Origin of the sequence: Micromonospora sp. C28ISP2-4 (genome assembly GCF_030519385.1) — a bacterium.
GTDB lineage: Bacteria > Actinomycetota > Actinomycetes > Mycobacteriales > Micromonosporaceae > Micromonospora > Micromonospora tulbaghiae.
In genome coordinates this window covers 397,187-422,240 of record NZ_JAUMKG010000003.1, presented here as the reverse complement: position 1 = coordinate 422,240, position 25,054 = coordinate 397,187, and the positions used below count along the sequence as shown (strand labels likewise).

Here is a 25,054-nt window from a genome sequence, read left to right as displayed (position 1 = left end):
GCGCGACCGCGCCGGGTCGGATGCGTCGCTCGTTCATCGTGCTCCCTTCGCCGTGGACCGGACGTGCGCGGCGGCCTCGGCCGGGTCGACCGGCGCGGCCGGCCAGCCGCCGCTGCCCCGCCCGGCCCGCGCCGCCGCGATCATGTCGGTGGTCGAGCGCCCGTCGAGGTACGGCACGACCACCGTGTGACCGCCCCAGCGGGCCAGGATCTCCGTCTCGGGCAGCGTCTCCGGGCCGCCGCCGCTGGCGTAGTCGCCGCCCTTGACCCAGATGTCCGGGCGAAGCCAGGACAGCGCCGCCTCCGGGGTCGGCTCGTCGAAGATCAGTACCGCGTCGACGCAGCCGAGGGCGGCCAGCAGCCGCCCCCGGTCGCCCTGCGGCACGACCGGGCGCTCCGGCCCCTTGAGCCCGGCCACGCTGGCGTCGGAGTTGAGGCAGACCACCAGGCAGTCCCCGAGTTGCCGGGCGGCCTGCAGCGTCGCCACGTGCCCGGCGTGCAGCAGGTCGAAGCAGCCGCCGGTCGCGACGACCGTGCCGCCGGCCGCGCGTACCCGGGCCACCACCTCGCCGGCCGCCCCGGCGCCGATCCGGTCCCCGCCGCCGGTGACCACCGCCGGGGCCACCGCCCGCACCGGCGCGGGCAGCGCGGCGGCCACGCCGCCGCCGGCCACGTACGCCGACGCCTCGGCGACCGCCTCCTGCACCGCCTCGGACACCAGCGCGCCCCGGCCCAGGGCCAGCGTCGCGGTGGACGCGAACCGGTCGCCCGCCCCGCAGGTGTCCCCCTCGGCGGGCGGCGCCGGCACCACCAGAGGCGTCGAGCCCGCGTGGCTGAGCAGCGCGCCGTCCCCGCCGAGCGTCACCGCCACCGCGCGCGCCTGCCAGCGGCGTCGCAACGCGTGCGCGCTGCGGGACGCGACGGCCAGGCGGGAGCCGCCGGGCGGCGTCTTGGCCAGCTCGCGGGCCTCCGGCTCGTTCGGGGTGGCCAGGTGCACCCCAGGTACGGCGGCCGGCCCGCGCGGATGCGGATCCCAGACCACAGGCGCCCGGGTGGCGGCCAGCGCGGCGCGCAGCGCCGGATGCCCCGCCACCCCACGGCCGTAGTCGCTGACCAGGACGGCGGACGCGTTGGCGATCAGCCGCAGCACCGCGTCGCTCGGCTGGCCCGGCACACCGGCGCTTCCGCCCCGGTCGTGCCGCAGCAGCACCCGGCCGCGCGCCCGCAGCCGGATCTTCTCCGGGGTGGCGCCGGCCAGCGGAAGCGCGTACAACCGGACCTCGGCGGCGGCGAGCAGCGTGCCCAGCCGCGCCCCGCCCGCGTCGTCGGCGACGGCGGTGACCAGCGCGACCTCGGCGCCCTGCGCGGCGGCGAAGACGGCGGCCAGCCCGGCGCCGCCGGGCCGGTCGACGGATACGGTCTCGTCCAGCACCGGCACCGGGGAGTCGGGGCAGAGCCGGTTCACCAGACCTTCGACGTCGCGGTCCAGCAGCGTGTCACCGAGCACCACCACCGGTCCCCTCATGCCGGGCCTCCCCGGCCGGCCGGCGCCGCCGGGTCCGGCTCGGTGAGATCCGGCTCGGTGAGGACGACCTCGACACCGGCGCGTACCGGCCCGGCCGCGGTCCGGGCGGCGAGCGCGGCGGGCAGCGCCAGTTCGACGTACTCGCAGAGCACGTGCGAGGCCACCAGGTGCAGTTCCTGCACCACCTGCCCGTCCGGCGAGTCGATCGCCAGGTGCTCGTGGCAGAGGTCGGCGAGGGGGTTGGGTGCGGGTCCGGTGAAGGCCCAGGTGCGTAGGCCGGTCTGGTGTGCGGCGTGGGCGGCGGTGAGGAGGTTGGTGCTGGTACCGCTGGTGGTCATGAGGAGGAGGTGGTCGTGGGGTCGGCCGTGGGCGCGTACCTGCCGGGCGAAGGTTTCGTCGTATCCGTAGTCGTTGGCGATGGCGGTGAGGGCGCTGGTTTCGGCGTGCAGGGCGATGGCGGACAGGGGTTGGCGGTCGTGGCGGAGTTTGCCGACGAGTTCGGCGGTGAGGTGCTGTGCTTCGGCGGCGCTGCCGCCGTTGCCGGCCACCAGCAGCCGGCCACCGGCGGCGAGCCGCTGCGCCAGCTCCTCACCCCAGCGGGCCAGCATCTGTTCCGCCTCCCGCAGCGGCAGCAGCGCGGCCGCCAGCAGGCTCAGGTGGTCCTCCAGCACCGTCGCGCCGGCCGCCGGCGTCCCGGCCGTCATCAGGCGACCACCCGGGTCGGGCGGCGCACGGTGGCGACCTCGCCGTACAGCTCCGTGAGGCGATCCGCGGTGGTGGCCCAGGAGTAGCGGGTGCGGGCCCGCTCCAGCGCGGCGGTGGCGTAGGCGAAACGGCGGATCCGGTCGCCGAGCAGGCCCCGGATCGCCGCGCCGAGGGCCGCCGGCTCCCGGGGCGGCACCAGGTCGCCGGTGCGCCCGGCCACCACCGTGTCGATCAGCCCGCCGACCGCCGTCGCGACCACCGGTACGCCGCAGGCCATCGCCTCCAGCGGGGTGAGTCCGAACGGCTCGTACCAGGGGGCGGCCACGAGCACGTCCGCCGACCGGTACCAGCGGCTCATCTCCTCCCGGGGAACCGCGCCGACCAGCCGTACCCGGTCCGCGACGCCGAGCGATTGGGCCAGCGCGCGCAGGCGCAACGCGTACGGGTCGGTCTCCAGCAGCCCGGCCGGCGGCCCGCCGACCACCACGCACTCGGCGTCCGGCACCTCGGCGACGGCCCGGATGACGTCCTGGAAGCCCTTGCGCTCGACCAGCCGGCCGACGGTGAGGATGCGGGCCCGGCCGCCGTCGCGTTCGGCGACCGGGCCGAGCGGGGAGAACGTCGTGAGGTTCACCCCCGACGGCACGACAGTCATCCGGGACCGGGGCACGCCCATCCGGACCAGTTCGGCGACCTCGTCCTGACACTGGGCGACCACCCGGTCCACCGAGCGGCCCAGTCTCCGCTCGTGCTCGGCCCGGCCCGGCGGGCTGGTGTCCTGCACGCCCTGGTGGCGGCGCTTGACGGTGCCCAGCGCGTGGTACGTCTGCACGACCGGCACGCCGGCGCGACGGGCCGCGGCGAGCCCGGCCAGCCCGCTCATCCAGAAGTGCGCGTGCACCACCTCTGGCTGCCAGTCGCCGGTGCGCCACCGGTCGGCCAGCCACTGCCCGAACGCCGGCATGTACGGCAGCAGGTCGTCCTTGGCCACCGGTTCGGCCGGCCCGGCCGGTACGTGCACCACCTCGTACCCGTCCGGGGTGCGAACGCTCACCGGCAGGTCCACCGCGTCGAGGCGGGTGTAGACGCGCACGTCGTGGCCGGCGGCCGCGAGCGCGGCGGAGAGTTCCGCGACATGCGTGTTCTGGCCACCGGCGTCCTCCCCGCCGAGGACGGCGAGCGGGCTGGCATGCTCCGAGATCATCGCGATGCGCATACTTCCTCCTCCAGCAGCCGGTCCCAGTCGGCGAGGAATCGCTCCAGGCCGTAGCGGTTCCGGGCGGCGGCCCGGGCCACGGCGCCCGCCCGGCGGGCGGACTCCCTGTCGTCCAGCAGGCCACGGGCGGCGTCGACGAGCGTGTCGACGCGGGTGGACAGCGCGCCCGCGGCCGGCGGCACCGCCTCCACCGCCTCGGTGGTGGCCAGTGCCACCACGGGCATGCCCATGGTCATGGCCTCGATGAGGCTGAGGCCGAGTGAGGTCCAGCGGCACAGGTGCAGGTACGCGCGCCGTTTGGCGAGTTCGGCGTGCATGGCGTGCTGGGGTACGTCGTCGTGGCTGGTCAGCCGGTCCTCGGGCAGGCCGAGGTGGGCGGCGAGACCGTCCACCTTCATCCCGTAGACGTCCAGCGGCGCCAGCGCGGCGAACCGGGCGAGCAGGTCGGTGCCGGTGACCCGCCAGCGCCGTACCGGCTCGTTGATCACCACGGCGAGACGGTCGAGTTCCCCGGTCCACTCCACTGCGGGCGGTACGACGCCGTGGTCGACGACCGTGGTGCGGGTGGCGCCGTTGTCCCAGAACAGCTCGTTGAACGCGGTGACGTGCGTGAGCAGCAGGTCATCGCGGTCGGCCATCGGGTGGCGGGTGTTCGGCACGTCGCCCTTCGGGGTGTTGTGCTCGACGTAGATCGCCGGCACGTCGCGGCCGGGCCGGCGGCCCAGCCACTCGGCTGCCAGGTCGATCTCCTCCGGACGTTGCAGGATCACCAGGTCCACGTCGGTGTCGCGCAGGTCCTCGGGAGTGACCTCCACCGCGCTGTCCGGCCACGGGTAGGTGCGCGCCCGGCCCAGCCCGTACGGACCCCGGTCCGGCGTGACCGGTACCAGGTAGCGGTGCTTGCCGTGCACGAAGGAGGTCGTCCACGACCCGTGGACGTGCCACAGCAGGATGTTCATCCGGCCACCCCGCCCGCCACCGGCGCCGGCACGCGCAGCAGCCGCAACGCCTCCAGCACCCGGCCCGGCTCGACCGCCGACAGGCACGGGTGCCCGGGGACCGGACAGACGGTGGCGCGGGTGTCCCGGCACGCGGCGCCCGCGTCACCCAGCCGGACTGTCGGCACCCGGTACGGTCCCCACTGTCCGAACGGCACCGTCGGGGCGAACAGGCTCACCACCGGCACACCGAGTGCCGCGGCCAGGTGCGCCGGGCCGGTGTTGCCCACCACCAGCGCGCCGGCTCCGGCGATCACCGCCGCCAGTTCGTCCAGCCCGGTCCGCCCGCCCAGGTCGACGCCGCCCGCCGCGGCGACGCGCGCGGTCAGGTCCCGCTCGTCCGGCCCGCCGGTGACCACGACCCGGTAACCGGCGGCGCCGAGCACGCGGACCACGCGGGTCGCCAGTTCCTCCGGGCAGGCGCGGGTCTCCACAGAGGATCCCGGATGCAGGACCACGTAGCCGGGCGCCCCGGCGTCGGCCGCGGGCGGCGGAAGCCGGTCGGTGCGGATGCGCAGCGCTGGTTCGTCGTGGTCGGGCAGCGCGAAGCCGGCGGCGGCGGCGAGGGACAGGGCGCGTTCGGGTTCGGGCACGCCGGCCGGGACGCGGTGGCGGACGTCGAGCAGGCTGCCGGGGTAGTCGTCGCTGATCGCGCTGATCCGGGGCACGCCGGCCAGGCGCAGCAGCAGGGCCAGGGGCAGGGCGGACTGGTGGAACGAGGTGAACACGACAGCCTCGTCGGCGCGTACCTCCGCGAGCCGGTCGGTCAGCGCGCGCACGGCGTCGGGGTCGACGGGCGGGGCGGGAGCGTCGATCCAGGGCAGCGGGGCTTCGATGATCTCGTCGACGCCGGGCAGCAGTTCGGCGGCGGCCCGGCCGCGTGGCCCGCACAGCAGCACCACCCGCGCCGCGCCGGCCGCTACCGCCCGGATACCGGGCCCGGTCACCAGCACGTCGCCCGCCGCGTCGCTGCGCACCACCAGGACTGTGCCCCGGCGGGACCGTCCCGCGGGCCGCGGCGCTGCTGTCAGGCGCATCCGGTCCAGCACGATGCCCGCCGCGTCCGGCAGGTCGGCGGCGACAGTGGGCGCGGCGGCCACCTCGGCAGCCCGGGTGGCGGGCGTGGGCACCATGATCGCGGCGGCGCCGGCCGCCGCCGCGGCCGCCGTGTCCGCGCCGATGTCCCCGATCAGCACGCACCGGGTCGGCGTGGTTCCGAGCGCGGCGGCGGCTTCGTGTACGAGGCCGGGCGCGGGCTTGCGGCAGGCGCACCCGTCGGCCTCCGCGTGCGGGCAGATCGCCCAGTGGTCGAAGGGCCCGAGCAGCTCCTCCACCCGGGCGTTCACCAGGCGCAGGTCGTGCGCGGTGAAGCAGCCCCGGGCAAGGCCGGACTGGTTCGTCACCACCGCCAGCCGCAACCCGGCGGCCCGCAACCGGTCCAGCGCCTCCCTCGCGCCGGGCACCGGCCGTACCTTCTCCGGGTCGCCGTTGTACGGCACGTCCTCCACCAGCGTGCCGTCGCGGTCGAGCAGCACCGCGTCGTACAGGCCGGACGGGAACCGGTCAGCACCCGGGTCAACCCGGGCTGACCTGCACTGATCCCGCTCCTGGTCCCGTCGCACGGGCGGCGGGTTCCCGACGCCCCGAGGAGTAAACGTCAACTTCGGCGCCAGGCCGCCCCGCCGGTGCCGCACAGCCGGGTGTGCACGCCTGCCACGACCGGCCCGGTCCGGCGATACCCGCCGCCCCGGAGAAGCTAACCCGGATCGGCCGTTAGCGACGGCCCGCGCCGGGGTACCGCTCGATGATGGCGGTTGTGCAGAAAGTGATCGACGCGCCCCCGGAGCAGGTCTTCGAGGTGCTCGCGGACGGGTGGACGTACAGCGACTGGGTGGTGGGCACCGCGCACGTGCGGGACGTGGACGACACGTGGCCCCGCGTCGGCAGCAACCTGCACCACCGGGCCGGGCCCTGGCCGTTCTCGCTGCAGGACAAGTCGACGGTGCTGGAGTGCCAGGCGCCGCACCGGCTGGTGCTGCGCGCCGGGCTGTGGCCGGCCGGGGAGGCGATCGTGGCGTTCGCCCTGGAGCCGCTGGACGGCGGCAGGACCCGGGTGACGATCGGCGAGGACTTCGCCGCCGGGCCGTTGCGATGGGTCCGGACCAAGCTCAACGACCTGGTGCTGCACCTGCGCAACCGGGAGACGCTGGCGCGGCTGTCCGACATCGCGACAAGGCAGAAGCCGGAGCGGTGATCGATCGGTGGCGGGGCGTCTGTGCGGCTGCCGCGCGAGGGACTGGCTACCCTCTCAGGTGAACCTGTCGGCTGACCGAGGATGTCCGTGATGATCGAACCCGTGCAGTTACCCTCCCCGTGGGGGGATGCGCGCCTGACCGTCGTCGTTCCGACCTACAACGAGGCGGGCAACCTCCCGGTGCTGGTCGAGCGCCTCCTCGCGCTGCCGCTGCCGGGGCTGAAGGTGCTGGTCGCCGACGACAACTCCCCGGACGGCACCGGCGAGGTCGCCGACAAGCTGGCCATCGAGCACCCGGACCGGGTGACGGTGCTGCACCGCCCGGGCAAGGAGGGTCTCGGCCGGGCGTACGTGGACGGCATCGGCCGGGCGCTCGACGACGGCGCGGAGTTCGTCGCGCAGATGGACGCCGACCTGTCGCACCCGCCGGAGGCGCTGCCGGGCATGCTCGGCGCGCTGCTGTCCACCCAGGCGTCGGTGGTCATCGGCTCGCGTTACGTGCCCGGTGGTGAGCTGGACGAGAACTGGCCGCTGTACCGGCGCGCGCTCAGCGGCTGGGCGAACCTGTACGTGCACACGCTGCTGCGGGTACGCATCCGCGACCTGACCGCCGGCTTCAAGATCTGGCGGTCCGACGCGCTGCGCGCGATCGGGCTGGACCGGGTGCAGTCCAACGGCTACAGCTTCCAGGTGGAGATGCACTACCTGGCCACCAAGCTGGGTCACACGATCCTCGAGGTGCCGATCCGCTTCGAGGAGCGCCGCGACGGCGACTCGAAGATGACCACCGCCACGAAGATCGAGAGCGCGCTGATGCCGTTCAAGCTGCGCAGCCGGCATCGCAACCTCGACACCTGACCGCTCCCGCAACTCCACCGCGCCCTCACGCTGCGTGATTGTCACAGCACGTGAGGGCGCGGTCGTTTCGCCACCTACCAGTCGGCCCGGTCGGCGCAGTCGGCCGATGCCGCTTGCACCTCGCCGCGGGGAGCCCGTAGATCTTGGTAGGAAACGGCCCCCATAGGGGCACTTTCGTACCAAGATCTACGGCGCTCCCGGGATGTGGGCGGCCGATCTCGCGTGCCGGGCAGTGGCGGTTCCCTTGGCGAGGATGCGGTCGGGTCAGCGGTAGACGGTGCGGTGGGCGGCGGCGATGGTCCGGGCGTACACCGCGCCCGTGACGGCCCGGTCGCGGGCCAGCGCGGCCCGCGCCGCGTTCGCCCCCGGCGCGCCGTGGACGCCGCCGCCGGGGTGGGCGGAGGCGCTGGCCAGGTAGAGCCGGTCCACCGGGGTGTCGGCGCGGCCCAGGCCGGGGATCGGCCGCAGGAACAACTGCTGGTACGCCGCGGCCGTGCCGCCGCCCAGCGCGCCGCCGACCAGGCTCGGCTCGGCGGCTTCCAGATCGGCCGGGCCGGCCACGTGCCGCCCGACGATCGACGCCCGGAAACCCGGCGCCGCCGCCTCCAGCACCTCCTCCATCCGCTCCACGTGCCCCGCCACGTCCTCGGCCCGCCAGTTACGGCGGAACGGCAGGTGGGTGTAGGACCAGAGCGACTCGGTGCCGGGCGGTGAGTGGCTCGGGTCGGCCACCGACATCTGCCCCACCAGCAGGAACGGATCCCGGGGCAGCTCGCCGCGGGCCAGCTCGGCCGCGTACGTGGTGAGGCCGTCGAGGTCTGCGCCCAGGTGCACGGTGCCGGCGCCGGCCAGGTCGCGGTTCTTCCACGGCACCGGCGCGGACAGCGCCCAGTCGACCTTGAGCGTCGAGCCGTCCCACTTGAAGTGCGCCAGGTCCTCGACCATCCGGGGCGGCAGCGCCGCCGCGCCGACCAGGTCGAGGAAGAGCGCCGGCGCCGGCACGTCGGCGAGCACCGCGCGCCGGGCCCGCCAGTCGGTGCCGCCCGCGGTGCGGACGCCCATCGCCCGGCCCCGGGCGGTGAGCACCCGCTCGACCCGGGCACCGTACGTGATCCGCCCGCCCCGTTCGACCAGCCGGGCGACGAGCGCGTCGGTGATCCGCTGGGCGCCGCCGACCGGCACCGGCCAGCCCACCTGCTGGCCGAGCATGGCGAGCAGCCAGCCGTACACCCCGGAGCCGGCCTCCTCCGGGGACAGGTCGGTGTGCAGGGCGCAGCCGGCCAGCAGGACGGTGCCGCCCTCGCCCTCGAACAGCTCGGCGCCGAGCTTGCGGACCGGGAGGACGAGGCGGCGGGCGAGCCGGAGCGCGCCCCCGACCCGCAGCTGCCGCAACAGGCCCAGCCCACCGCGTACCGGCGGGAACGGGGTGGTGATGGTCTGCAGCATCGGCTCCGCGACCTGGCACCAGTCGTCGTACGCGTGCCGCCAGCGCTCCCCGTCGCCGGGGGCGAACGCCTCCAGCGAGGCGGCTGTGACGTCCAGGTCGCGGTTGACCACCGCCGCCCGCCCGTCCGGGAGCAGGTGCGCCAGGACGTCCGGCGCGTGGGTCCAGGACAGGCCGTGACGCTCCAGGCCCAGCCCGTCGAGAACCGGGGAGGCGTAGCCGAGCGGATAGAAGGAGCTGTAGAGGTCGCTGAGGTAACCGGGCGCGGTCACGTAGGCGGAGCGGACCGCCCCGCCGGGCGCCTCGGTGGCCTCCAGGACCTCGACGTCCCAGCCGGCGTCCACGAGCAGGTTCGCGGCCACCAGCCCGTTGTGCCCGGCCCCGATGACGACGGCGTCTGCGGTGGAGGTCATCGGATCCGCCTACCCGGCCGGTCACCGGGCGAAACGCGTTTGTCCCGCCCAGGCCGGGGCAAGCATGGCCGCATGTACACGGTTGCGCAGCTCATTGGTGGAGTGTGGGGCGCCGGAGGCGAGGGCGGCGAGCTGGTCGTCCACGATCCGGCGGACGGGTCGCCGGTGACGCGGGCGCCGGTGGCCACCGTCGACGAGGTGGCCAAGGCGGTGGAGGCGGCCCGGGGAGCGGCGGCGGAGTGGGCGGCGACCGCCCCCGCGGAACGGGCCGCGGCGCTGCACCGGGCGGCGGACGCGGTCGAGGCGGCGGCCGGGGAGCTGGCCGAGGCGACCACGGCGGAGATGGGCAAGCCGCTCGACGACGCGCGGGGCGGGGTGGCGGCGGGCGTCGGCACGCTGCGACAGTACGCCGAGCTGGGCCCGGTGCGGGGCGGCCGGACGCTGCACGGCGCGCACGACGCGCTGGACTTCATGGCTCCCGAGCCGCGCGGCGTGGTCGCCGCGATCACCCCGTGGAACGACCCGGTGGCGGTGTCCTGCGGCCTGCTCGGCGCGGCACTGGTCACCGGCAACGTGGTGGTCCACAAGCCGAGCGAGCGGACCCCGGCGACCGGCTGGCTGCTGGCCCGCGCGCTGGACTCGGCGTTGCCGGCCGGGGTGCTGTCGCTGCTCACCGGCGGTGGCGAGGTGGGCGCCGCGCTGGCCGGGCAGGAGCTGGACGTGATCGCCCACGTCGGTTCCACGGCCACCGGCCGGGCGATCGCCGCCGCGGGCGCGCGTACCGGGGCGAAGGTGCTGCTGGAGAACGGCGGCAGCGATCCGCTGGTGGTGGACGCCGACGTCGACCCGGTCTGGGCGGCCGAACAGGCGGCGCTGGGCTGCTTCGCCAACGCCGGCCAGATCTGCGTGGCGGTGGAGCGGATCTACGTGCACCGCGACGTCGCCGAGGGTTTCCTGGACGCGCTCGTGGCGCGCGCCGAGGCGCTGACAGTGGGCCCCGGCCGTGACCCGGGCACCCAGCTCGCGCCGCTGGTCGACCGGCGGCACCGGGACCACGTGCACGGGCAGGTCACCGCCGCGCTCGCCGACGGGGCCCGGGTACGCACCGGCGGCGTGCTGCCGGACGGGCCCGGCGCGTTCTACCCCGCCACGGTGGTCGAGGGCTGCCGCCACGACATGGTGCTGGTCCGCGAGGAGACGTTCGGGCCGGTCGCCCCGGTCGTGGTGGTCGACTCGTTCAGCGAAGGGCTGCGCTGCGCTGCCGACTCCCCGTACGGACTGGCCGCCACCGTGCTGACCGGTTCGATGAGCCACGCCCAGCGCGCCTGGCGGGAACTGCCGGTCGGCACCGTGAAGATCAATTCGGTGTTCGGCGGGGCGCCCGGCGGCGCGGCCCAGCCGCGCCGGGGCAGCGGTCAGGGCTTCGGGTACGGCCCGGAGCTGCTGGACGAGTTCAGCACCGTGAAGGCGGTGCACCTGGAGGCACCGGGCGGCGGCCACTGGTGAGACGGCACGAAGCGAGCCCGGGACCGAGGCGGTCCCGGGCTCGACGCGTACCCCCAGGGGTCAGCGACCCCCGCGGGCCTTGCGGGTCGCGTTGTTGTTCGCCTTCTCGATCGCCTTGACCAGTTCCGGCTTGGTCATCCGGGACCGGCCACGCACGTCGAGCTTCTTCGCCACGTCCATGAGGTGGTCCTTGGTGGCGTTGGCGTCCACCCCGCCGGCCGTGTTCGCGCGCCGGGCCGGGCCGCCGCCTTCGGCCTGCTTGTCGCTGGGCCCCTTGCGGCCCTTGGGCTCCCAGTGGTCGCCCACCTTCTCGAACTCGTGCTTGACCGCGGCGAAGGCGGTGCGGTGCGCCCGCTCCCCCTCGCCGTACGTCTCGACCGCCGAGTCGTGCGCCTTCTCCCAGGTCCGCTGCGCCTTCGCCGGGGAGCGCCGCAGCGTGCTGGGCAGTACCTCGCGCCCGGGCATCTCGTCCTCCTGGAGTCTCGATCTGGTGTCTGGTGTGGTTCCCTCCCGCCCGGCGGGCAAACCGGCACCCGGTTTGTCGATTTCCCCCCGGGGGTACCGCCCGCCCACGCCCGACGGCGGGGCCTGGAGGAGGCGGACATGACCGTGACGACACCGCAGACGGCCGGCACCCGGACGCGGTCCCGTTTCCCCCGCCGGATCCGCCAGCTCAACTGGCGCACCTGGCGGGGCGTGCTGGTGCGCAGCGGCAAGGGTTTCGTCACTGACAACTGCGCGGACTGGGCGGCGGCGCTCACCTACTACGGAGTGCTGGCCCTGTTCCCGTCCACGATCGTGGTGGTCGCGCTGGTCGGCCTGGTGTCCGACGGCCCGCGCACCGTCGACACCGTGATCGACCTGGCCCGGGAGATCGGCGCCGGCTCGGTGGTCGGCAACGACGCGTTCGTGGGCGTGGTGCGCAACGTGGTCGAGCAGCAGGGCTCGGCGAAGGTGCTGCTCAGCTTCGGTCTGCTCGGTGCGCTCTGGTCGGCGTCCGGGTTCATCGGCGCGTTCACCCGCGCCTCCAACGCGATCTACGGGGTGCGGGAGGGCCGGCCGTTCTACCGGCTGCGTCCGCTGCAGATCGGCATGGCCGCGGTGACGATCGTGCTGCTCGCGGTGGTGGCCACCGGGTTGATCGTCAGCGGCCCGGTCACCGACGCGGTGGGCGACCTGGTGAACGCCGGGGCGGCGGCCCGTACGACGTGGTCGGTGGCGAAGTGGCCGCTGCTCGCAGTCGTCGCCATGACGCTGCTGTCGCTGCTGTTCTGGATCGCGCCGAACGTGCGCCAGCCACGGTTCCGCTGGCTCACCCCGGGTGGCGCGCTGGCGCTCGTGGCCTGGGTGCTCGCCTCCTTCGGCTTCGGCCTGTACGTGGCCAACTTCGGCTCGTACGACGTCACGTACGGCAGTCTCGGGGCGGCCATCGCGTTCCTGGTGTGGCTCTACCTGTCCAACTGCGCGCTGATGCTCGGCGTCCAGGTCAACGCCGAGTTGCAACGCGGGCGGGCGATGCAGGCCGGGGTCGAGGATCCGGACGACCCGGTGCTGCCGCCCCGCGCCCCGGCCGACGACGAGAGGGCCGACGAGGACAAGTCGGACGGGGAGAAGGACGACGCGGAGAGGTCAGGCGGCGTGAAGACGGCCAACCGGTTGCCGCCCGGATGACCGGCTCTCCCAACCGGCGCCGGTTTACCGGCGGCCCCCCGGGGCATCTCCCCAGGCATGGAACGAGGCAGCAGCAAGCACTCGCCCAGGGTCGACGACCAGATGAGCAGCGAGGTCAAGGGACTCGTCCAGGGACCGGGCACCGGCGGTGCGCGGGTCGACGAGTTCCGCCAGCCCGAGCCGTCCGGCGAGGACCAGCCCGAGGCGACCACCGCCCCGGCGGGCGAGCTGCGTACCGGCGCCCCCAAGGGCATGAGCTCGGCGGACGTCGAGGAGCGCAGCCGTCTCGGCCGCTTCATCGGCATGGCCGCGCTGCCCGGCGACCGGGACACGCTGATCGCCAACGCGCAGGAGAACGAGGCGCCGGCGGACATCGTCGCCGCCCTGGAGACCCTGCCCGAGGGCACCCGCTACCAGACGATCTCCGAGGTGTGGGCCGCACTCGGGCACCGGAACGAGACGACGCGCTGGTGAGCGGGCCGGCCCACGGCCCGTACGTAGACACCCAGCGGAACAGGAGGAACCCCGACATGAGTGGCGTTACCGAGCACGTGGACGTGGACGTCCCGATCCGGACCGCGTACGACCAGTGGACCCAGTTCGAGGAGTTCCCGCACTTCATGGAGGGCGTGCAGGAGGTCCGGCAGCTCACGGACACGATGACCCACTGGACCGTCGAGATCGCGGGCGTGAAGCGCGAGTTCGACGCCGAGATCACCGAGCAGTTGCCGGACGAGCGGGTGGCCTGGCGCTCCACGGGTGGCACCCAGCAGGCGGGCGTGGTGACCTTCCACCGCCTCGACGAGGGGCACACCCGGGTCACGCTCCAGATGGAGTTCGAGCCGCACGGCGTGGTCGAGCAGGCCGGCGACAAGCTGGGCGTGGTCGACCGGCGCGCCAAGGGTGACCTGGAGCGGTTCAAGCAGTTCATCGAGCGACGCGGCCAGGAGACCGGCGCCTGGCGCGGCGCGGTCGACCGGCCGACGCCCTGAGCCACATCCCCCGTACCCGAGTTTCGATGGCCGCCGGTGACGCCGGCGGCCATCGCCGTGCCCGGCCGTTTGCGATCATCCGGTCCGGGTACCGCAGGGGAATGACCGACAACGACCGCCAGTGGCGCGACGAGGACCGTACTCCCCTGCACGAGCTGGACCAGGCCGTCGCCCGGTCGGCCATGGACGGCCAGGGCGACGACGTCACCGCCAACGACGCCGGCGAGGAGGCCGCGTTCGGCCACGGCCCGGAGGCGGTGGACCGGGGCGCCGGCCCGGAGGCCGAACGGCGTGAGGTGACCGACGCGGACCGGGCCTACCGGCCGTCGACGATCGGGCGGACCGGCCCGGACAGCATGTGACACCTCGGCTGCGGGCACCGGCCACCGGTGCCCGCAGCCGCCGGATTCATGCTCGGCCGATGCGACAAAAAGTGCGGTACGGACGGCCAGGAAAACGGACAGCCCATCCAGAATCGGCCGAACGGCTGACGGCACTCCCCCTGTCGCGCGTAAGACTTTCGGGATGCAACAGGGCTCCGGTTTCCTCTCCAACCGTCAGCGCAAGCTCGCCTGGCTGGGCTTCCTGCTCGCCGCGATCCAGGCTCCGGTCTCCGCCCGGTTCACCGAGGACAGCTCCTGGCTGTTCAGCCTGGTGGTGGCGCTGATGGTCGCGACCGTGATCATCGCCGACGACGGCGCCCGCCGTCGCCCGGCCGAAGCACGCTCCTCCGACTGAGTCAGCGTGTGCCGGGGCGCGCCTCGTGCCCCGGCATCCCCCGGCTGCGGCGGCGCTCCTTCATCTCCGCCTCGTAGAGGTGCCGCCGGCCCTCGACCAGTTCGTCGCGGGCCTGCCGGTCCAGCTCCCGGAAGAGCGCGTAGTAGCCGTCGTCGAAGTCCTCGACGATCTGGAACGTCCACCGCCCGGCGATGACGTTGCGGCCGAGCAGTTCCCGGTCGATCCGCTCGGCGAGCGCCGGATGACCGGCGGAGCGGAACATCTCCACCGCGTCGTCGAGCATCAGGTCGGCGTGGCCGATGAGCTGGTGCAGCTCGTACAGGTGACCGCGGGCCCGTTCGACGCACTCCAGGGCCTCGCTGAGCTTGCCCAGCGCCTCGACCGTGGCGTCACTCACTCCGTCCGGGCGCCGGTGTGCCCGGTCCGGTCCGTCGGCCGGCTGTCCCATCGTGTCCCTCCATGGCCCCGATCGTGTGCTCTGCGTACCGGACTTCTGCCCCCGCACGGGCGACTCAATCCCGGCGGAGGAGGCGGCCGCTCCCCCGGACGACCCGGGTATCCGCCGCTCGGCCGAGGTCGGGCCGTCCGGACCGGCGTTAGCCTCGGACACCATGCGCGTGTCGAACAAGCGGGTCGCGACCCGCTCCGCGGCGGTGGCCGCCCGGACGACCCTCACCACGCTGACCGCCGCCGTCGGCAGCGCCGGTCTCGCCGCGGCCTACGCGAACCCCGGGCTGCTCGCCGAGGTCGACCAGCACGCCGCCGGGGTACGTGACAGCCTCGACGGCGACCGCCGCCCGCTCACGGTGGCGGCGCTCGCCGGATACGCCGAAGGGCTGCGCGGCGCGGCGGTCGAGCACGGCTGGACGCCGCCGGCCGAACCGTCGGACTGGTCCGAGCCGGACTGGGTGCTCACCCGCCTGCTCGCGGTCTGCCTGCTGGCCCGCGGACTGGACCCGCGCCACCTGGCCTGACCCGGGCACGGCTAAGGGGCGCCCGCGATCGCCCCGCGGACACCCCGTCACCCGTTGCCGTCAGCCGCCCGGCCGACGGAACTGCTGCGTCTGGTCCCCTGCCTCGCCGGAGCGGTACGTGCCCGCGCCCGACATCGGCTGCGGTCCGGCCGGCGTCGGCTGCCCGCCCCGGTCGGCCTGCTGCCGTTCGTAGTCGCCACGGCCGGCCTGCTGCGCCTGCCGCTGCTCCCGGAACGCCCGGGACTCCTCCGCGGCCCGGTGCAGCCAGCCGTCCCAGCGGTCCTGCATCGGCTTCACCAGACCACCACCGACACCGACGATCAGGATGCCGGCCACTGTGGCGAGGAAGGCCACGAGCACCGGTGTGGTCACCGTGGTGGCGATACCCACCTGGTTCAGCGCGGCGATCACGCCGAGCGCCAGGATGAAGATCGCCGTCACGTCGGCCAGCACCCGCCCGTACGAGAGCCCACCCAGCGCGCCGGAGACCAGGTCCCGGACGGCGTTGGCGATGGCAGCCGCGATCACCACGATCACGATCGCCACGAAGGCCCGCGGCAGCCAGGACACCACCCCGCGGATCAGGTCGCTGATCGCGTTCGGTCCCCACACCCCGAAGGCGAACTGCAGGGTGAACAGCAGGACCGCGTAGTAGGCCAGTTTGGCCAGGATGTCGCTGGCGTCGTACTTGGTGCGTTCCAGGGCCCGTTTGACGCCGCCGCGCTCGACGGCGCGGTCGAATCCGACCCGTTCCAGTGCCGCGTCCACGATTTTGAGGACGGCTCGGGCGATGAGCCAACCCACGACGAGGATCGCGATGAACGCGATCGCCCGCGGTACGAAGAGCAGCACCGACCTCCAGAAGTCGGTCCAGGCCGCACTGATGTCGACCTGCCCGACCGCGAGGGTTTTCGGCATGATGTCCCTCCTGTCGCGTGAACTGCGCCGCCCGCATACCCGGTCGCCTGGACAGCACGCCGGGCCGGACCGGGGCAATTTCCCGACATGCCCTCCGAAACGGCCCTGACCTGCCCGAACGTCCTCGCCACCCGGCACCCGCGCCCGCCACGGACGCATGATCGGAACCCGGCGGCCACGCTCCGGTTAGGCTGCGGTCATGCCAGGCACCGTCGGTCGGGTTCCCACACCGTCCGCCCCCGCACCGGGAGCGCCCACCGATCCCGTCGTCGGCGGGCAGGCGGCCGGGACCGCCCACCCGTGGGCCGGCACGCCGCTGGGCGCCCCGCACACCTGGGACCCCGCGGTACGCGCCGTGACGGACGTGGTGCTCGCCTCCCCGGTGCCGATGGCCCTGCTCCTCGGCGACGATCTGGTGGTCTTCTACAACGACGGGTACGCCGAGCTGATCGGCGACCGGCACCCGGACGCGCTGGGCCGGCCGGCGGCCGAGGCGTTCGCCGAGGTGTGGCGCGACCCGGGGGCCGGCGAGGCGCTGGAACGGGTCTACCGGCACGGCGAGCCGTTCCTGCAGCGGGAGGCGGTGCTGCCGGCCGACCGGCAGGGCCCGGCCGAGCCGGCCGTGTTCACCCGGGGTCACTGCCCGGTCCGCGACTCCACCGGCCGCATCGTCGGCGTGCTCACCGTCTCGGCGCAGACCACCCAGCTGACCCAGCAGTTGCAGAGCCTGAGCGACTTCGCGGCGGCGCTGGCCGGCACGCTCACGCTCGACGACGTGGCGCGGGTGACGCTGCGCTACTGCCTGCACTCCTTCGACGCCGACCGGGTGTCCTTCGCGGTGGACGAGGGCAGCGCGTGGCGGCTGGTCCGCCGCATCCGTGGCGAACTGCTCGACGAGGCCGACGAGCGGCTGCCCCCGCTGTGGCGGCGGATGTCCGCCGAGTCGCCGCTGCCGGCGGTGGTGACCGCGCGCAGCGGCGTGGCCTCGTTCACCGCCGACGGGCAGCCGCTGCGCGGCGTCGCGGCGGACCGGCACGACGAGAAGATCCGCGCGCTGGCGGCGCTGCCGCTGCGTACCACAGCGGTCCGGGGCTCGCTCACGGTCGGCTACCGGACGCCGCGCCCCTGGTCCCCGGCCGAACGGGCGCTGCTGACCGCGTCCGCCGAGCTGGTCGGTCAGGCCGCCGAGCGGGCCCGCCGCTTCGAGACCCAGCACGGCACCGCCCAGATGCTGCAACGCAGCATGCTGCCGGAACGGCTGCCGGACCTGCCCCGGCTGCGCATCGCCGCGCGCTACGACCCGGGCGTGGACGGCAACGCGGCAGGCGGCGACTTCTACGACGCGTTCCTGCTGCCCACCGGCGCACTGGGCGTGGTGCTGGGCGACGTGGCCGGGCACGACGTGCAGGCCGCCGCCCGGATGGGCCAGGTGCGCGCCGCGCTGCGCGCGCTCGCCCTGGTCGACTCCCGCCCGGACGCGGTGCTCGACGGCCTGGACCGGCTGGTGTCCAGCCTCGGCGTCGAGGGGGGCACCCAGGAGCTGTTCGTGACGGTGGTCTTCGGTGTGATCGAGGCGGACCGGGAGCGGATCACGCTCGCCAGCGCCGGCCATCCCGCGCCGCTGATCCGGCGCGCCGGGCCCGACTCGGCGGTGGCCGAGTTCGTGGACGTGCCGCCCGCTCCTCCGCTGGGCCTGGGCGGACGGGCGCGTACCACCACCGTGCCGTTCCGCCCGGGCGACACCCTGCTGCTCTACAGCGACGGCGTGGTGGAGCGGCGCTGGCAGGACCTGGCCGCCGGGATGGCCGGGCTGGGCGCGGCGGTGACCGGGGCAGCCGGCGGCGATCCGCGCGCGCTGTGCGCGGTGGCGACCGCCTCGGTCCCGGGCGCCACCGAGGACGACGTGGCGGTGCTCGCGGTGGAGTACGCGGTGCGCCCCAGCCGGTCGGCGAGCATGGAGGTGCCGGCCGAGCCGACCGCGCCGAGCCGGGTCCGGCACTGGATGACCGCGCAGCTCAGCGAGTGGCAGGTGTCCGAGGCGGTGATCGGCGCGGCGGTGCTGTGCACCAGCGAGCTGACCACGAACGCGCTGCTGCACGCCGGCACCGCCGCCCGCGTCGAGGTCGACCTGTCCGCGGAGCGGCTGCTGGTGTCGGTGGCCGACTCGGGCACCCGGGGTCAGGTCACCCGGGCGCAGACCGACACGCTCAGCAGCCGGGGCCGCGGGCTCGGTCTGATCGAGGAGCTGAGCGACGCCTGGGGCACCGACCCGACCGTACGCGGCTCGACCGTGTGGTTCGAGATCCTCATTCCGCCGGGCGGGTCGCGCGTCGGCGACGCCCCGGCCGGGTAGGAGCCCGACATGAGCGACGACAAGCGCCGCGGTGTCCTCTTCGACGTGGACGGCACCCTGGTCGACACGACGTACCTGCACACGGTGAGCTGGTGGGAGGCGCTGCGCCAGGCCGACCACCGGGTGCCGATGGCGCGGATCCACAGGTCCATCGGCATGGGATCGGACAAGCTCCTCGACCACCTGCTCGGTGCCGAGCGGGACCGGGACGCCGACGGCCGGCTGCGCGACGCGCACGACGCGCTCTACGCGGAGTACTGGGAGCGGCTCGCGCCGCTGCCCGGGGCGCGGGAGCTGCTGCGCGCCTGCGCGGAGCGGGGGCTGCGGGTGGTGCTGGCGACCTCGGCCGCCGAGCACGAGGTCACCGCGCTGCGGGCCGCGCTGGACGTGGACGACGTGATCGACTCGGTCACCTCGTCGGCCGACGCCAAGGAGAGCAAGCCCGCACCGGACATCCTGGTCGCCGCGCTGGAGCAGTCGGGGCTGGCCGCCGAGCGGGTGGTGTTCGTCGGCGACTCGGTCTGGGACGTGGCCGCCGCCGGCAAGCTGGACATCCCGTGCATCGGGCTGACCTGCGGCGGCACCGGCCGGGCTGAGCTGGCGGGCGCGGGCGCGGTGGCCGTCTACGACGACCCGGCGGCGTTGCTGGACGCCCTGCCGGACAGCGCCATCGCCAAGCTCGGCTGACCGGCCGTCCGATCGACCGGTGCGCGCAGGCTTAGCCGGGTCCGCTTCGGGGCACTGCTGGACTCCGCCGCCCGGCCGCCGGGCGACCGAAGGGTGGTGTCGTGGAACCGGTCGATGTCGCGTTCGCTCTGCTGGGCGTCGGTGCGCTGCTGGCCGGGGTGCTGCCCCGGGTCCTGGAGAGACGGCCGCTGTCGATGCCGATCGCGTTCCTCGGGCTCGGCATGCTCGTGTTCGTGCTGCCCACCGGTCTGCCCACACCGGACCCGCTGCGCTGGCCGGAGCTGACCACGCACCTCACCGAGGTCGGGGTGATCGTCGCGTTGATGGGTGCCGGCCTGAAGATCGACCGCCCGTTGAGCTGGGCCCGCTGGTCGTCCACCTGGCGGCTGCTGGCGATCGCCATGCCACTGTGCATCGCCGCGGTGGCGCTGCTCGGCTGGTGGTGGGCGGGCCTGGTGCCGGCCGCTGCGCTGCTGCTCGGCGCGGCGCTCGCCCCCACCGACCCGGTGCTCGCCTCCGACGTGCAGGTGGGCGAACCGACCGACGTGGAGGACTCGGAGGACGAGGTGCGCTTCGCGCTCACCTCGGAGGCGGGCCTGAACGACGGGCTCGCTTTCCCGTTCGTGTACGCGGCCATCGCGATCGCCACCACCGGGCTCGCGCCGTCCGGCTGGCTGGCCGAGTGGTTCGCCGTGGACGTGCTCTACAAGCTCGCCGCCGGGGTGGGCGGCGGCCTGCTCGTCGGCTGGCTGCTCGGCAAGCTGTTCTTCCGCGCCCCGAGCAAGCTGCGGCTGGCCAAGCACTCCGAGGGCTTCCTCGCGCTGGCCGCGACGTTCCTCGCGTACGGGCTGGTCGAGGTGATCGGCGGGTACGGCTTCCTGGCCGTGTTCGTCGCCGCCCGCGCGATCCGGGCCGCCGAGCGTACGCACGAGTTCCACTCCGTGCTGCACGACTTCGCCGAGCAGGTGGAGCGGCTGCTCACGGTGCTGTTGCTGCTGCTGTTCGGCGGGGCCGTGATCGGCGGGCTGCTCGCGCCGCTGACCTGGCCGGCGGCGCTGGCCGGGCTGGCCCTGGTGCTGGTGATCCGGCCGCTGGCCGGGTGGCTGTCGCTGCGCGGTGCACCGGGCACACCGGCCGAGCACTGGGTGATCTCGCTGTTCGGCATCCGCGGCGTCGGCTCGTTCTACTACCTGGCGTACGCCACCAGCAAGACCGACTTCCCGCAGGCGGATCTGGTCTGGGCCACCGTCGGCCTCGTGGTGGTGGTGTCGGTGGTGGTGCACGGCATCGCCGCGACACCGGTCATGCAGTTGCTGGACCGGGAGGGCGAACGCACCGGCGGGGACACGCGGGCCGGATCGGCGGCGCAACCCGTGGGTGCCACCGGCTGAGCGTCCCGGTAGCGGGGCGATCAGCGCAGCCGGGCGGCGAGCGCGCGGCCCAGGTCCCGGCCGGAGCGCCAGGCGGTCTGCACGCGCGGGCGGCCGAACGCGTCACCGGCCAGGCCGATCCCGTCGCCGTCCAGGTGGAACGTGGCGCTACCGGCGTGCGCCGCAGGGGTCGCGTACTTCCAGCGGTGCACGTGGGCCGACACGGCCGGCTCGGGCAGTGCGAGCAGGTCGCGGACCGCCTGCTCGATCGCCGGGCGGGCGGCGGCGGGCTGGGGCAGGTGCCCCGCGGCGAACTCGGCTGTGGTGTGCGCGACGAGCACCGGTGCGCCGTCGCCGCGCCGGTCGCCGTCGTCGCAGACCAGGCTGAGCACGGGGTGGTCGTTGACGAACGCGCCCCGGAAGTCCGGCCAGCGGCGGGCCGGGAAGTGCAGCACCCCGCTGAGCGCCGGCGACCACCGCTGCGCAGCCACCGCCCGGGTGGCCTCGGCCAGCGCCGGGTCCAGCAGCAGAGCGGCCTGCGGACCCGGCATGGCGAGCACGACCGCCTCGGCCTCGCTGCCGTCCACCCGGGGGCCGGGCTCGACTGTCGTCACCGGCCGGTCGTGCGTCACCGGCAGGTCGCCGGCCAGGTGCTCGACGAGCGAGCGCAGCCCGCGCGGGGCGGCCCAGCGCATCGGGCCGGTGACCTGCTCGCGCCCGCCCGGCCCGTACGCGACGAGCGTGTCGGTCCACTCCCGCGCCAACCCGGCGGCCCGCCACCGGTCCACCACGGCGGCGAAGTCCCAGTCGTCCACGGTGAAGTACGCGGCGCCCAGGTCGGCCGGGCGGCCGTCGAAGCGTTTGCTGGCCATCCGCCCGCCGGTGACCCGGGCCCGTTCGCGCATCCGCACCAGGACACCGGCCCGCGCCAGCTCGGTCGCGCACGCCACCCCGGCGATGCCCGCGCCGACCACCACCACGCCCGCCCGCTCCGCCGCCACCAGGTGATCGTAGGCGGCAGGCGGCATGAACCCGCCGGACCGGGGGTAGTGGTACACGTGTTCGAGGAGAGGTGATCAGCATGGCCGACCGCAACAACACCAGCAGCAGGAACGTGAACCCCGACGCCGCCGTCAAGGACCCGGACGACTGGGTCACCGGCGACGAGCCGCCCACCGCCGCCCAGGAGTCGTACCTGCACACCCTGGCCCAGGAGGCGGGCGAGCCGGTGCCGGAGGGCCTGACCAAGGCCGAGGCGTCCCGGCGGATCGACGAGCTCCAGGCGGAGACCGGCCGGGGCCGCTGAGGTCAGCGCGGGGGCAGGCGGTGCAGCTCGACCCGGTCGAGCCGCCCCGCCGCCACCCGGGCAGTCAGGTAGGTGGCGTACGGCTGCGCCCGCCGGTCGGTCGGTGAGCCGGGGTTGAGCAGGCGCAGGCCGCCCGGGGCGACGCTGTCCCACGGGATGTGCGAGTGACCGAAGACGAGCAGGTCGCAGTCGCCGTACGCGGCGGCGCAGCGCTCCTCGCGGCGGGTCTTCGGGCCGGTCTCGTGCACCACGGCGACCCGCAGGCCGTCCAGCTCGACCCGGGCCACCTCGGGCAGCCGGGCGCGCAGCTCCGGCCCGTCGTTGTTGCCGTACACGCCGACCAGCCGGCGCGACCGCTCCTCCAGCGCGTCCAGCAGCGCCACGTCCACCCAGTCCCCGGCGTGCACCACCACGTCCGCGGCCTCCACCGCCGCCCAGACCTGCGCCGGAAGGTCCCGAGCCCGCCGGGGCACGTGCGTGTCAGCCATCACGACCAGATCCACCCCCTCATCCTCCCCCACCGCGCTCGTTTCACGCGGCGATCATGAAGTTGGCGGCACTCAGGGAGATCGACTTCGCCGTCAACCTCATGATCGACGGGAAGAGGCGGGGGCGCGGGCGGCGGCGTCGGTGATGCGGCCGGCGGCGACGATCAGGCCGATGTGTGAGTACGCCTGCGGGAAGTTGCCGACCTGCTCGCCGGTGTCCGGGTCGATCTGCTCGGCGTACAGGCCGAGGTCGTTCGTCCGGGCGGCGAGGCGTTCGAACAGCCGCCGCGCCCGGTCCAGTTCCCCCGCCTCGGCCAGGCAGGCGGCCAGCCAGAACGAGCAGATCACGAACCCGGCCGGGTCGCCGTCCCAGCGGCGCAGCAGCCCGTCGCGGGACAGCCGCCGCTCCAGCACGTCCATCGTGGCCCGCATCCGGTCGTCGTCCGCCGGCAGGAAGCCGACGAGCGGCATGACCAGCACCGAGGCGTCCAGGTCGTCGGAGCCGAACGCCCCCGTGTACGCCCCGACCCGCTCGTTCCAGCCGTGCGTGAGCACCGCCGCCCGTACCTCGTCGCGGGCGGCGGCCCAGCGGGCCACGTCGGCGGGCTCGCCGATGCGGGAACCGAACCGCACCGCCCGGTCCAGCGCGGTCCAGCACTCCACCTTCGACGACACGTAGTGCCGCTCCGGGCCACGCCCCTCCCACATCCCCGCATCGGGCCGGTGCCAGCCGCGCTCGGCCTGGTCGGCGAGCGTCCGCAGCAGGTCGCGGACCTCGGGTGACATCGGGTCGAGGTAGTACCGCATCAGCCAGGCGGCGTCGAGCACCTCGCCCAGCACGTCGTTCTGCCGCTGCCGCCACGCGTCGTTGCCGACGAGCACCGGCCGGCTGTGCTCGTACCCGGCCAGGTGGTCGAGGCCGTGCTCGGTCAGGTCCCGCTCCCCCTCGACGCCGTACATGATCGGCACCGGCTCGTCGCCGATCCGGCCCATCGCCCGCGCCACCCACGTGAACTGCCGGTCCGCCTCGTCCGGGCACGCCGCCCGCCACAGCGCCTGAAGGGTGAGGCTGAAATCGCGCAGCCACACGTAGCGGTAGTCGTAGTTGCGGTCGCCGCCGAGCCGCTCCGGCACCGACGTGGTGGCCGCCGCGACGACGGCGCCGCTGGGCGCGTACGTCATGCCCTGCACCGCGAGCGCGCTGCGCCGCACCTCGTCGCGGTACTCGCCCTGGTAGTCGTGCAGCGCCGACCACGACCGCCACCCGGCGACCGTCTCGGCCACCACCTCGGCGGCGTCGGGCAGCGCCGGTTCGGCGCCGGCGTACGTCGGGGCGTACCCGAGGGTGAAGCGGTGGACGCTGCCGGCGCGGGCGGTGAACCGTCCGGCGGCGGCCCCCTCGGCGACGGTCAGCGGGACGTCGGCGCGCAACTCCAGGCGGCAGGCGCCGGCGGTGGCGGCCACCACCCCGTCGCGCTCGGTGAGGTACGCGCCGACCCGGCCGTACTCGAATCGCGGCGCGTACTCGACGCGCATCGGCACCTCGCCGGTGAGCCCCTCGACGAGCCGGGCCAGCACCCGCGGCGAGCGCATCCCGATGTCGTGACCGCGCGCGCCGGGCTCCAGCGCCAGCGCGTCGGTGACGGCGACCGTGCCGGTCGCCGTGGTGAAGACGGTTCGCAGCACCAGCGCGTCGTCCAGGTAGGACCTGCTGCTGGTGGCCGCGCCCTCGGGGCGGATGCTCCAGTGCCCGGCGTCCTCGTCGAGCAGGCGCCCGAACACCGACGGCGCGTCGAACCGGGGCGGGCACCACCAGTTGACCGCGCCGTCCCGGTCGACCAGGGCCGCGCTGCGCCCGTCGGCGAGGAACCCGTGCTCGCTGATCCGTCGGATCGGCACGACTGTGGCTACCCGGCCCGGGTGCCGCCATGCCTGGCCACATCGGTCCCGGTCGGCGCGTTACCGCTGCCCGGCGGCGGGAACGCGGCGAGTTGACGAAGGAGGATGCTCATGACCAGACCCTCGACTCCGACCGCGGCCTGGCAACCCGGAATGCCGGGCAGCGACAACCTCCCGTCCGGCCCGGGCGGTCGCCCGACGCCGCCGAGCGGGGACGGGGACGGCCCGCACGCCGGTTCGCCGACCGTCACGATCGGCTCGTACCCGGACTATCCGTCCGCCCAGCGCGTGGTGGACTATCTGGCCGACAACCGGTTCCCGGTGGAACGTACCTCGATCGTCGGTACGGACCTCACGCTCGTCGAGACCGTGATGGGACGGCTCACCACGGGCCGGGCGGCCCTGCTCGGGGCCGGCACCGGCGCCTGGTTCGGCTTGTTCATCGGGTTGTTGTTCGGCATCTTCACCGCCGGCAACTGGCTGGCGGTGATCCTGGTCGGGCTGGTCATCGGTGCGATCTGGGGTGCGGTGTTCGGCGCGGTCGCGCACGCCATGAGCGGTGGGCAGCGTGACTTCACGTCGGCCAGTTCCCTGCGGGCCGCCCAGTACGCGGTCACAGTGGACGCGGAGCTGGCCGGTCAGGCCCAGCAGCTGCTCAGCCGGATGCACCTGACACCGACCGGTGCCACCGCCCGCTGACCGGCGGTACGCGACATCGAGGGAGGGCCCCGCCGGGGTCC

Annotated in this window: 26 protein-coding genes; 14 read left to right on the top strand and 12 right to left on the bottom strand. The window is 74.6% G+C overall.

Features of this window, described 5'->3' with window-relative positions; genetic code table 11:
- Positions 1 to 33 precede the first annotated feature (33 nt).
- From Q3W68_RS15230 to Q3W68_RS15210, 5 genes are read right to left on the bottom strand one after another with little or no spacing between them, the layout of a single operon-like run.
- Complete coding sequence (locus tag Q3W68_RS15230) at positions 34 to 1,524, bottom strand: PfkB family carbohydrate kinase (RefSeq protein WP_302906050.1); 1,491 nt, start codon at positions 1,522 to 1,524, stop codon at positions 34 to 36.
- Complete coding sequence (locus Q3W68_RS15225) at positions 1,521 to 2,228, bottom strand: SIS domain-containing protein (protein ID WP_302906049.1); 708 nt, start codon at positions 2,226 to 2,228, stop codon at positions 1,521 to 1,523. Before Q3W68_RS15225 ends, Q3W68_RS15230 begins: the two co-directional genes overlap by 4 nt.
- The gene (locus Q3W68_RS15220; RefSeq protein ID WP_302906048.1) at positions 2,228 to 3,445 is read right to left on the bottom strand and encodes a glycosyltransferase; all 1,218 of its coding nucleotides are present in this window, start codon (positions 3,443 to 3,445) and stop codon (positions 2,228 to 2,230) included. The genes Q3W68_RS15225 and Q3W68_RS15220 overlap by 1 nt, the downstream gene beginning before the upstream one ends.
- Entirely contained in the window at positions 3,430 to 4,404 is a 975-nt protein-coding gene (locus tag Q3W68_RS15215) for a glycosyltransferase (protein WP_302906047.1), read from the bottom strand. The genes Q3W68_RS15220 and Q3W68_RS15215 overlap by 16 nt, the downstream gene beginning before the upstream one ends.
- A complete protein-coding gene (locus tag Q3W68_RS15210; RefSeq protein ID WP_302906046.1) occupies positions 4,401 to 5,978 on the bottom strand; it encodes an HAD-IIIA family hydrolase in 1,578 nt (525 codons plus the stop codon). Before Q3W68_RS15210 ends, Q3W68_RS15215 begins: the two co-directional genes overlap by 4 nt.
- A gap of 272 nt (positions 5,979 to 6,250) precedes the next feature.
- On the opposite strand from Q3W68_RS15210, the gene Q3W68_RS15205 reads away from it, so the two are divergent.
- Both Q3W68_RS15205 and Q3W68_RS15200 read left to right on the top strand, forming a co-directional pair.
- Positions 6,251 to 6,697: an SRPBCC family protein gene (locus Q3W68_RS15205; RefSeq protein WP_302906045.1), complete on the top strand. Its 447-nt coding sequence runs from the start codon at positions 6,251 to 6,253 to the stop codon at positions 6,695 to 6,697.
- A 90-nt stretch (positions 6,698 to 6,787) separates the two neighbouring features.
- Positions 6,788 to 7,555 (top strand): polyprenol monophosphomannose synthase, encoded by a 768-nt coding sequence (locus tag Q3W68_RS15200; protein ID WP_302906044.1) that lies wholly within the window; start codon positions 6,788 to 6,790, stop codon positions 7,553 to 7,555.
- A gap of 264 nt (positions 7,556 to 7,819) precedes the next feature.
- Here Q3W68_RS15200 and Q3W68_RS15195 read toward each other — a convergent pair whose 3' ends face one another.
- A complete protein-coding gene (locus tag Q3W68_RS15195; protein ID WP_302906043.1) occupies positions 7,820 to 9,412 on the bottom strand; it encodes an NAD(P)/FAD-dependent oxidoreductase in 1,593 nt (530 codons plus the stop codon).
- Positions 9,413 to 9,484: 72 nt separating this feature from the next.
- Between Q3W68_RS15195 and Q3W68_RS15190 the strand changes: the two genes are divergently transcribed.
- The gene (locus Q3W68_RS15190) at positions 9,485 to 10,918 is read left to right on the top strand and encodes an aldehyde dehydrogenase (RefSeq protein WP_302906042.1); all 1,434 of its coding nucleotides are present in this window, start codon (positions 9,485 to 9,487) and stop codon (positions 10,916 to 10,918) included.
- A 60-nt stretch (positions 10,919 to 10,978) separates the two neighbouring features.
- Here Q3W68_RS15190 and Q3W68_RS15185 read toward each other — a convergent pair whose 3' ends face one another.
- Complete coding sequence (locus Q3W68_RS15185; RefSeq protein ID WP_302906041.1) at positions 10,979 to 11,383, bottom strand: ChaB family protein; 405 nt, start codon at positions 11,381 to 11,383, stop codon at positions 10,979 to 10,981.
- A gap of 138 nt (positions 11,384 to 11,521) precedes the next feature.
- Here Q3W68_RS15185 and Q3W68_RS15180 point away from each other — a divergent pair, with 138 nt between their 5' ends.
- The 5 genes from Q3W68_RS15180 (at position 11,522) to Q3W68_RS15160 (ending at position 14,319) form a co-directional block, all read left to right on the top strand.
- A complete protein-coding gene (locus tag Q3W68_RS15180) occupies positions 11,522 to 12,589 on the top strand; it encodes a YihY/virulence factor BrkB family protein (protein WP_302906040.1) in 1,068 nt (355 codons plus the stop codon).
- Positions 12,590 to 12,646: 57 nt separating this feature from the next.
- Positions 12,647 to 13,063, top strand: a complete 417-nt coding sequence (locus Q3W68_RS15175; RefSeq protein WP_302906039.1) for a DUF2795 domain-containing protein — start codon at positions 12,647 to 12,649, stop codon at positions 13,061 to 13,063.
- Between the two features lie 56 nt (positions 13,064 to 13,119).
- A complete protein-coding gene (locus Q3W68_RS15170) occupies positions 13,120 to 13,581 on the top strand; it encodes an SRPBCC family protein (RefSeq protein WP_302906038.1) in 462 nt (153 codons plus the stop codon).
- A 101-nt stretch (positions 13,582 to 13,682) separates the two neighbouring features.
- On the top strand, positions 13,683 to 13,943 hold the full coding sequence (locus tag Q3W68_RS15165) for a hypothetical protein (RefSeq protein WP_302906037.1): 261 nt from the start codon (positions 13,683 to 13,685) through the stop codon (positions 13,941 to 13,943).
- A 163-nt stretch (positions 13,944 to 14,106) separates the two neighbouring features.
- Positions 14,107 to 14,319, top strand: coding sequence for a hypothetical protein (locus Q3W68_RS15160; protein WP_018784964.1), 213 nt, complete (start codon positions 14,107 to 14,109; stop codon positions 14,317 to 14,319).
- 1 nt (position 14,320) lies between these two features.
- On the opposite strand, the gene Q3W68_RS15155 is transcribed toward Q3W68_RS15160, so the two are convergent.
- Positions 14,321 to 14,767, bottom strand: coding sequence for a hypothetical protein (locus tag Q3W68_RS15155; RefSeq protein ID WP_302906036.1), 447 nt, complete (start codon positions 14,765 to 14,767; stop codon positions 14,321 to 14,323).
- 163 nt (positions 14,768 to 14,930) lie between these two features.
- Here Q3W68_RS15155 and Q3W68_RS15150 point away from each other — a divergent pair, with 163 nt between their 5' ends.
- Positions 14,931 to 15,293, top strand: a complete 363-nt coding sequence (locus Q3W68_RS15150; protein WP_302906035.1) for a DUF6401 family natural product biosynthesis protein — start codon at positions 14,931 to 14,933, stop codon at positions 15,291 to 15,293.
- Between the two features lie 60 nt (positions 15,294 to 15,353).
- Here the strand turns inward: Q3W68_RS15150 and Q3W68_RS15145 are convergent, their stop codons facing one another.
- Positions 15,354 to 16,211, bottom strand: a complete 858-nt coding sequence (locus Q3W68_RS15145) for a hypothetical protein (RefSeq protein WP_302906034.1) — start codon at positions 16,209 to 16,211, stop codon at positions 15,354 to 15,356.
- Between the two features lie 199 nt (positions 16,212 to 16,410).
- On the opposite strand from Q3W68_RS15145, the gene Q3W68_RS15140 reads away from it, so the two are divergent.
- The 3 genes from Q3W68_RS15140 to Q3W68_RS15130 all read left to right on the top strand — a co-directional run bounded on the left by Q3W68_RS15140 (position 16,411) and on the right by Q3W68_RS15130 (position 20,642).
- Positions 16,411 to 18,564 (top strand): SpoIIE family protein phosphatase, encoded by a 2,154-nt coding sequence (locus Q3W68_RS15140; protein WP_302906033.1) that lies wholly within the window; start codon positions 16,411 to 16,413, stop codon positions 18,562 to 18,564.
- 9 nt (positions 18,565 to 18,573) lie between these two features.
- Positions 18,574 to 19,251, top strand: a complete 678-nt coding sequence (locus tag Q3W68_RS15135; RefSeq protein WP_302906032.1) for an HAD family hydrolase — start codon at positions 18,574 to 18,576, stop codon at positions 19,249 to 19,251.
- A 101-nt stretch (positions 19,252 to 19,352) separates the two neighbouring features.
- Positions 19,353 to 20,642: a sodium:proton antiporter gene (locus tag Q3W68_RS15130; protein WP_302906031.1), complete on the top strand. Its 1,290-nt coding sequence runs from the start codon at positions 19,353 to 19,355 to the stop codon at positions 20,640 to 20,642.
- 20 nt (positions 20,643 to 20,662) lie between these two features.
- Here the strand turns inward: Q3W68_RS15130 and Q3W68_RS15125 are convergent, their stop codons facing one another.
- Positions 20,663 to 21,601, bottom strand: a complete 939-nt coding sequence (locus Q3W68_RS15125) for an NAD(P)/FAD-dependent oxidoreductase (protein WP_302906197.1) — start codon at positions 21,599 to 21,601, stop codon at positions 20,663 to 20,665.
- A 101-nt stretch (positions 21,602 to 21,702) separates the two neighbouring features.
- On the opposite strand from Q3W68_RS15125, the gene Q3W68_RS15120 reads away from it, so the two are divergent.
- On the top strand, positions 21,703 to 21,927 hold the full coding sequence (locus Q3W68_RS15120; protein WP_302906030.1) for a DUF3072 domain-containing protein: 225 nt from the start codon (positions 21,703 to 21,705) through the stop codon (positions 21,925 to 21,927).
- A 2-nt stretch (positions 21,928 to 21,929) separates the two neighbouring features.
- On the opposite strand, the gene Q3W68_RS15115 is transcribed toward Q3W68_RS15120, so the two are convergent.
- On the bottom strand, positions 21,930 to 22,430 hold the full coding sequence (locus Q3W68_RS15115; RefSeq protein ID WP_302906029.1) for a metallophosphoesterase: 501 nt from the start codon (positions 22,428 to 22,430) through the stop codon (positions 21,930 to 21,932).
- 84 nt (positions 22,431 to 22,514) lie between these two features.
- Positions 22,515 to 24,314 carry a glycoside hydrolase family 15 protein gene (locus Q3W68_RS15110; RefSeq protein ID WP_302906028.1) on the bottom strand — a complete coding sequence of 600 codons (1,800 nt, stop codon included), beginning with the start codon at positions 24,312 to 24,314 and terminating at the stop codon, positions 22,515 to 22,517.
- A 111-nt stretch (positions 24,315 to 24,425) separates the two neighbouring features.
- Here Q3W68_RS15110 and Q3W68_RS15105 point away from each other — a divergent pair, with 111 nt between their 5' ends.
- Positions 24,426 to 25,013, top strand: a complete 588-nt coding sequence (locus Q3W68_RS15105) for a general stress protein (RefSeq protein ID WP_302906027.1) — start codon at positions 24,426 to 24,428, stop codon at positions 25,011 to 25,013.
- Positions 25,014 to 25,054 lie beyond the last annotated feature (41 nt).

What these genes read in the sequence shown, in the direction of transcription:
- Q3W68_RS15155 (WP_302906036.1), bottom strand. Translation starts at nt 14,767, where the DNA reads ATGGGACAGCCGGCCGACGGACCGGACCGGGCACACCGGCGCCCGGAC.
- Q3W68_RS15165 (WP_302906037.1), top strand. Translation starts at nt 13,683, where the DNA reads ATGACCGACAACGACCGCCAGTGGCGCGACGAGGACCGTACTCCCCTG.
- Q3W68_RS15135 (WP_302906032.1), top strand. Translation starts at nt 18,574, where the DNA reads ATGAGCGACGACAAGCGCCGCGGTGTCCTCTTCGACGTGGACGGCACC.
- Q3W68_RS15120 (WP_302906030.1), top strand. Translation starts at nt 21,703, where the DNA reads ATGGCCGACCGCAACAACACCAGCAGCAGGAACGTGAACCCCGACGCC.
- Q3W68_RS15150 (WP_302906035.1), top strand. Translation starts at nt 14,931, where the DNA reads ATGCGCGTGTCGAACAAGCGGGTCGCGACCCGCTCCGCGGCGGTGGCC.
- Q3W68_RS15195 (WP_302906043.1), bottom strand. Translation starts at nt 9,412, where the DNA reads ATGACCTCCACCGCAGACGCCGTCGTCATCGGGGCCGGGCACAACGGG.
- Q3W68_RS15180 (WP_302906040.1), top strand. Translation starts at nt 11,522, where the DNA reads ATGACCGTGACGACACCGCAGACGGCCGGCACCCGGACGCGGTCCCGT.
- Q3W68_RS15225 (WP_302906049.1), bottom strand. Translation starts at nt 2,228, where the DNA reads ATGACGGCCGGGACGCCGGCGGCCGGCGCGACGGTGCTGGAGGACCAC.
- Q3W68_RS15185 (WP_302906041.1), bottom strand. Translation starts at nt 11,383, where the DNA reads ATGCCCGGGCGCGAGGTACTGCCCAGCACGCTGCGGCGCTCCCCGGCG.
- Q3W68_RS15160 (WP_018784964.1), top strand. Translation starts at nt 14,107, where the DNA reads ATGCAACAGGGCTCCGGTTTCCTCTCCAACCGTCAGCGCAAGCTCGCC.
- Q3W68_RS15215 (WP_302906047.1), bottom strand. Translation starts at nt 4,404, where the DNA reads ATGAACATCCTGCTGTGGCACGTCCACGGGTCGTGGACGACCTCCTTC.
- Q3W68_RS15190 (WP_302906042.1), top strand. Translation starts at nt 9,485, where the DNA reads ATGTACACGGTTGCGCAGCTCATTGGTGGAGTGTGGGGCGCCGGAGGC.
- Q3W68_RS15220 (WP_302906048.1), bottom strand. Translation starts at nt 3,445, where the DNA reads ATGCGCATCGCGATGATCTCGGAGCATGCCAGCCCGCTCGCCGTCCTC.
- Q3W68_RS15145 (WP_302906034.1), bottom strand. Translation starts at nt 16,211, where the DNA reads ATGCCGAAAACCCTCGCGGTCGGGCAGGTCGACATCAGTGCGGCCTGG.
- Q3W68_RS15230 (WP_302906050.1), bottom strand. Translation starts at nt 1,524, where the DNA reads ATGAGGGGACCGGTGGTGGTGCTCGGTGACACGCTGCTGGACCGCGAC.
- Q3W68_RS15170 (WP_302906038.1), top strand. Translation starts at nt 13,120, where the DNA reads ATGAGTGGCGTTACCGAGCACGTGGACGTGGACGTCCCGATCCGGACC.
- Q3W68_RS15205 (WP_302906045.1), top strand. Translation starts at nt 6,251, where the DNA reads ATGGCGGTTGTGCAGAAAGTGATCGACGCGCCCCCGGAGCAGGTCTTC.
- Q3W68_RS15175 (WP_302906039.1), top strand. Translation starts at nt 12,647, where the DNA reads ATGGAACGAGGCAGCAGCAAGCACTCGCCCAGGGTCGACGACCAGATG.
- Q3W68_RS15140 (WP_302906033.1), top strand. Translation starts at nt 16,411, where the DNA reads ATGCCAGGCACCGTCGGTCGGGTTCCCACACCGTCCGCCCCCGCACCG.
- Q3W68_RS15105 (WP_302906027.1), top strand. Translation starts at nt 24,426, where the DNA reads ATGACCAGACCCTCGACTCCGACCGCGGCCTGGCAACCCGGAATGCCG.
- Q3W68_RS15200 (WP_302906044.1), top strand. Translation starts at nt 6,788, where the DNA reads ATGATCGAACCCGTGCAGTTACCCTCCCCGTGGGGGGATGCGCGCCTG.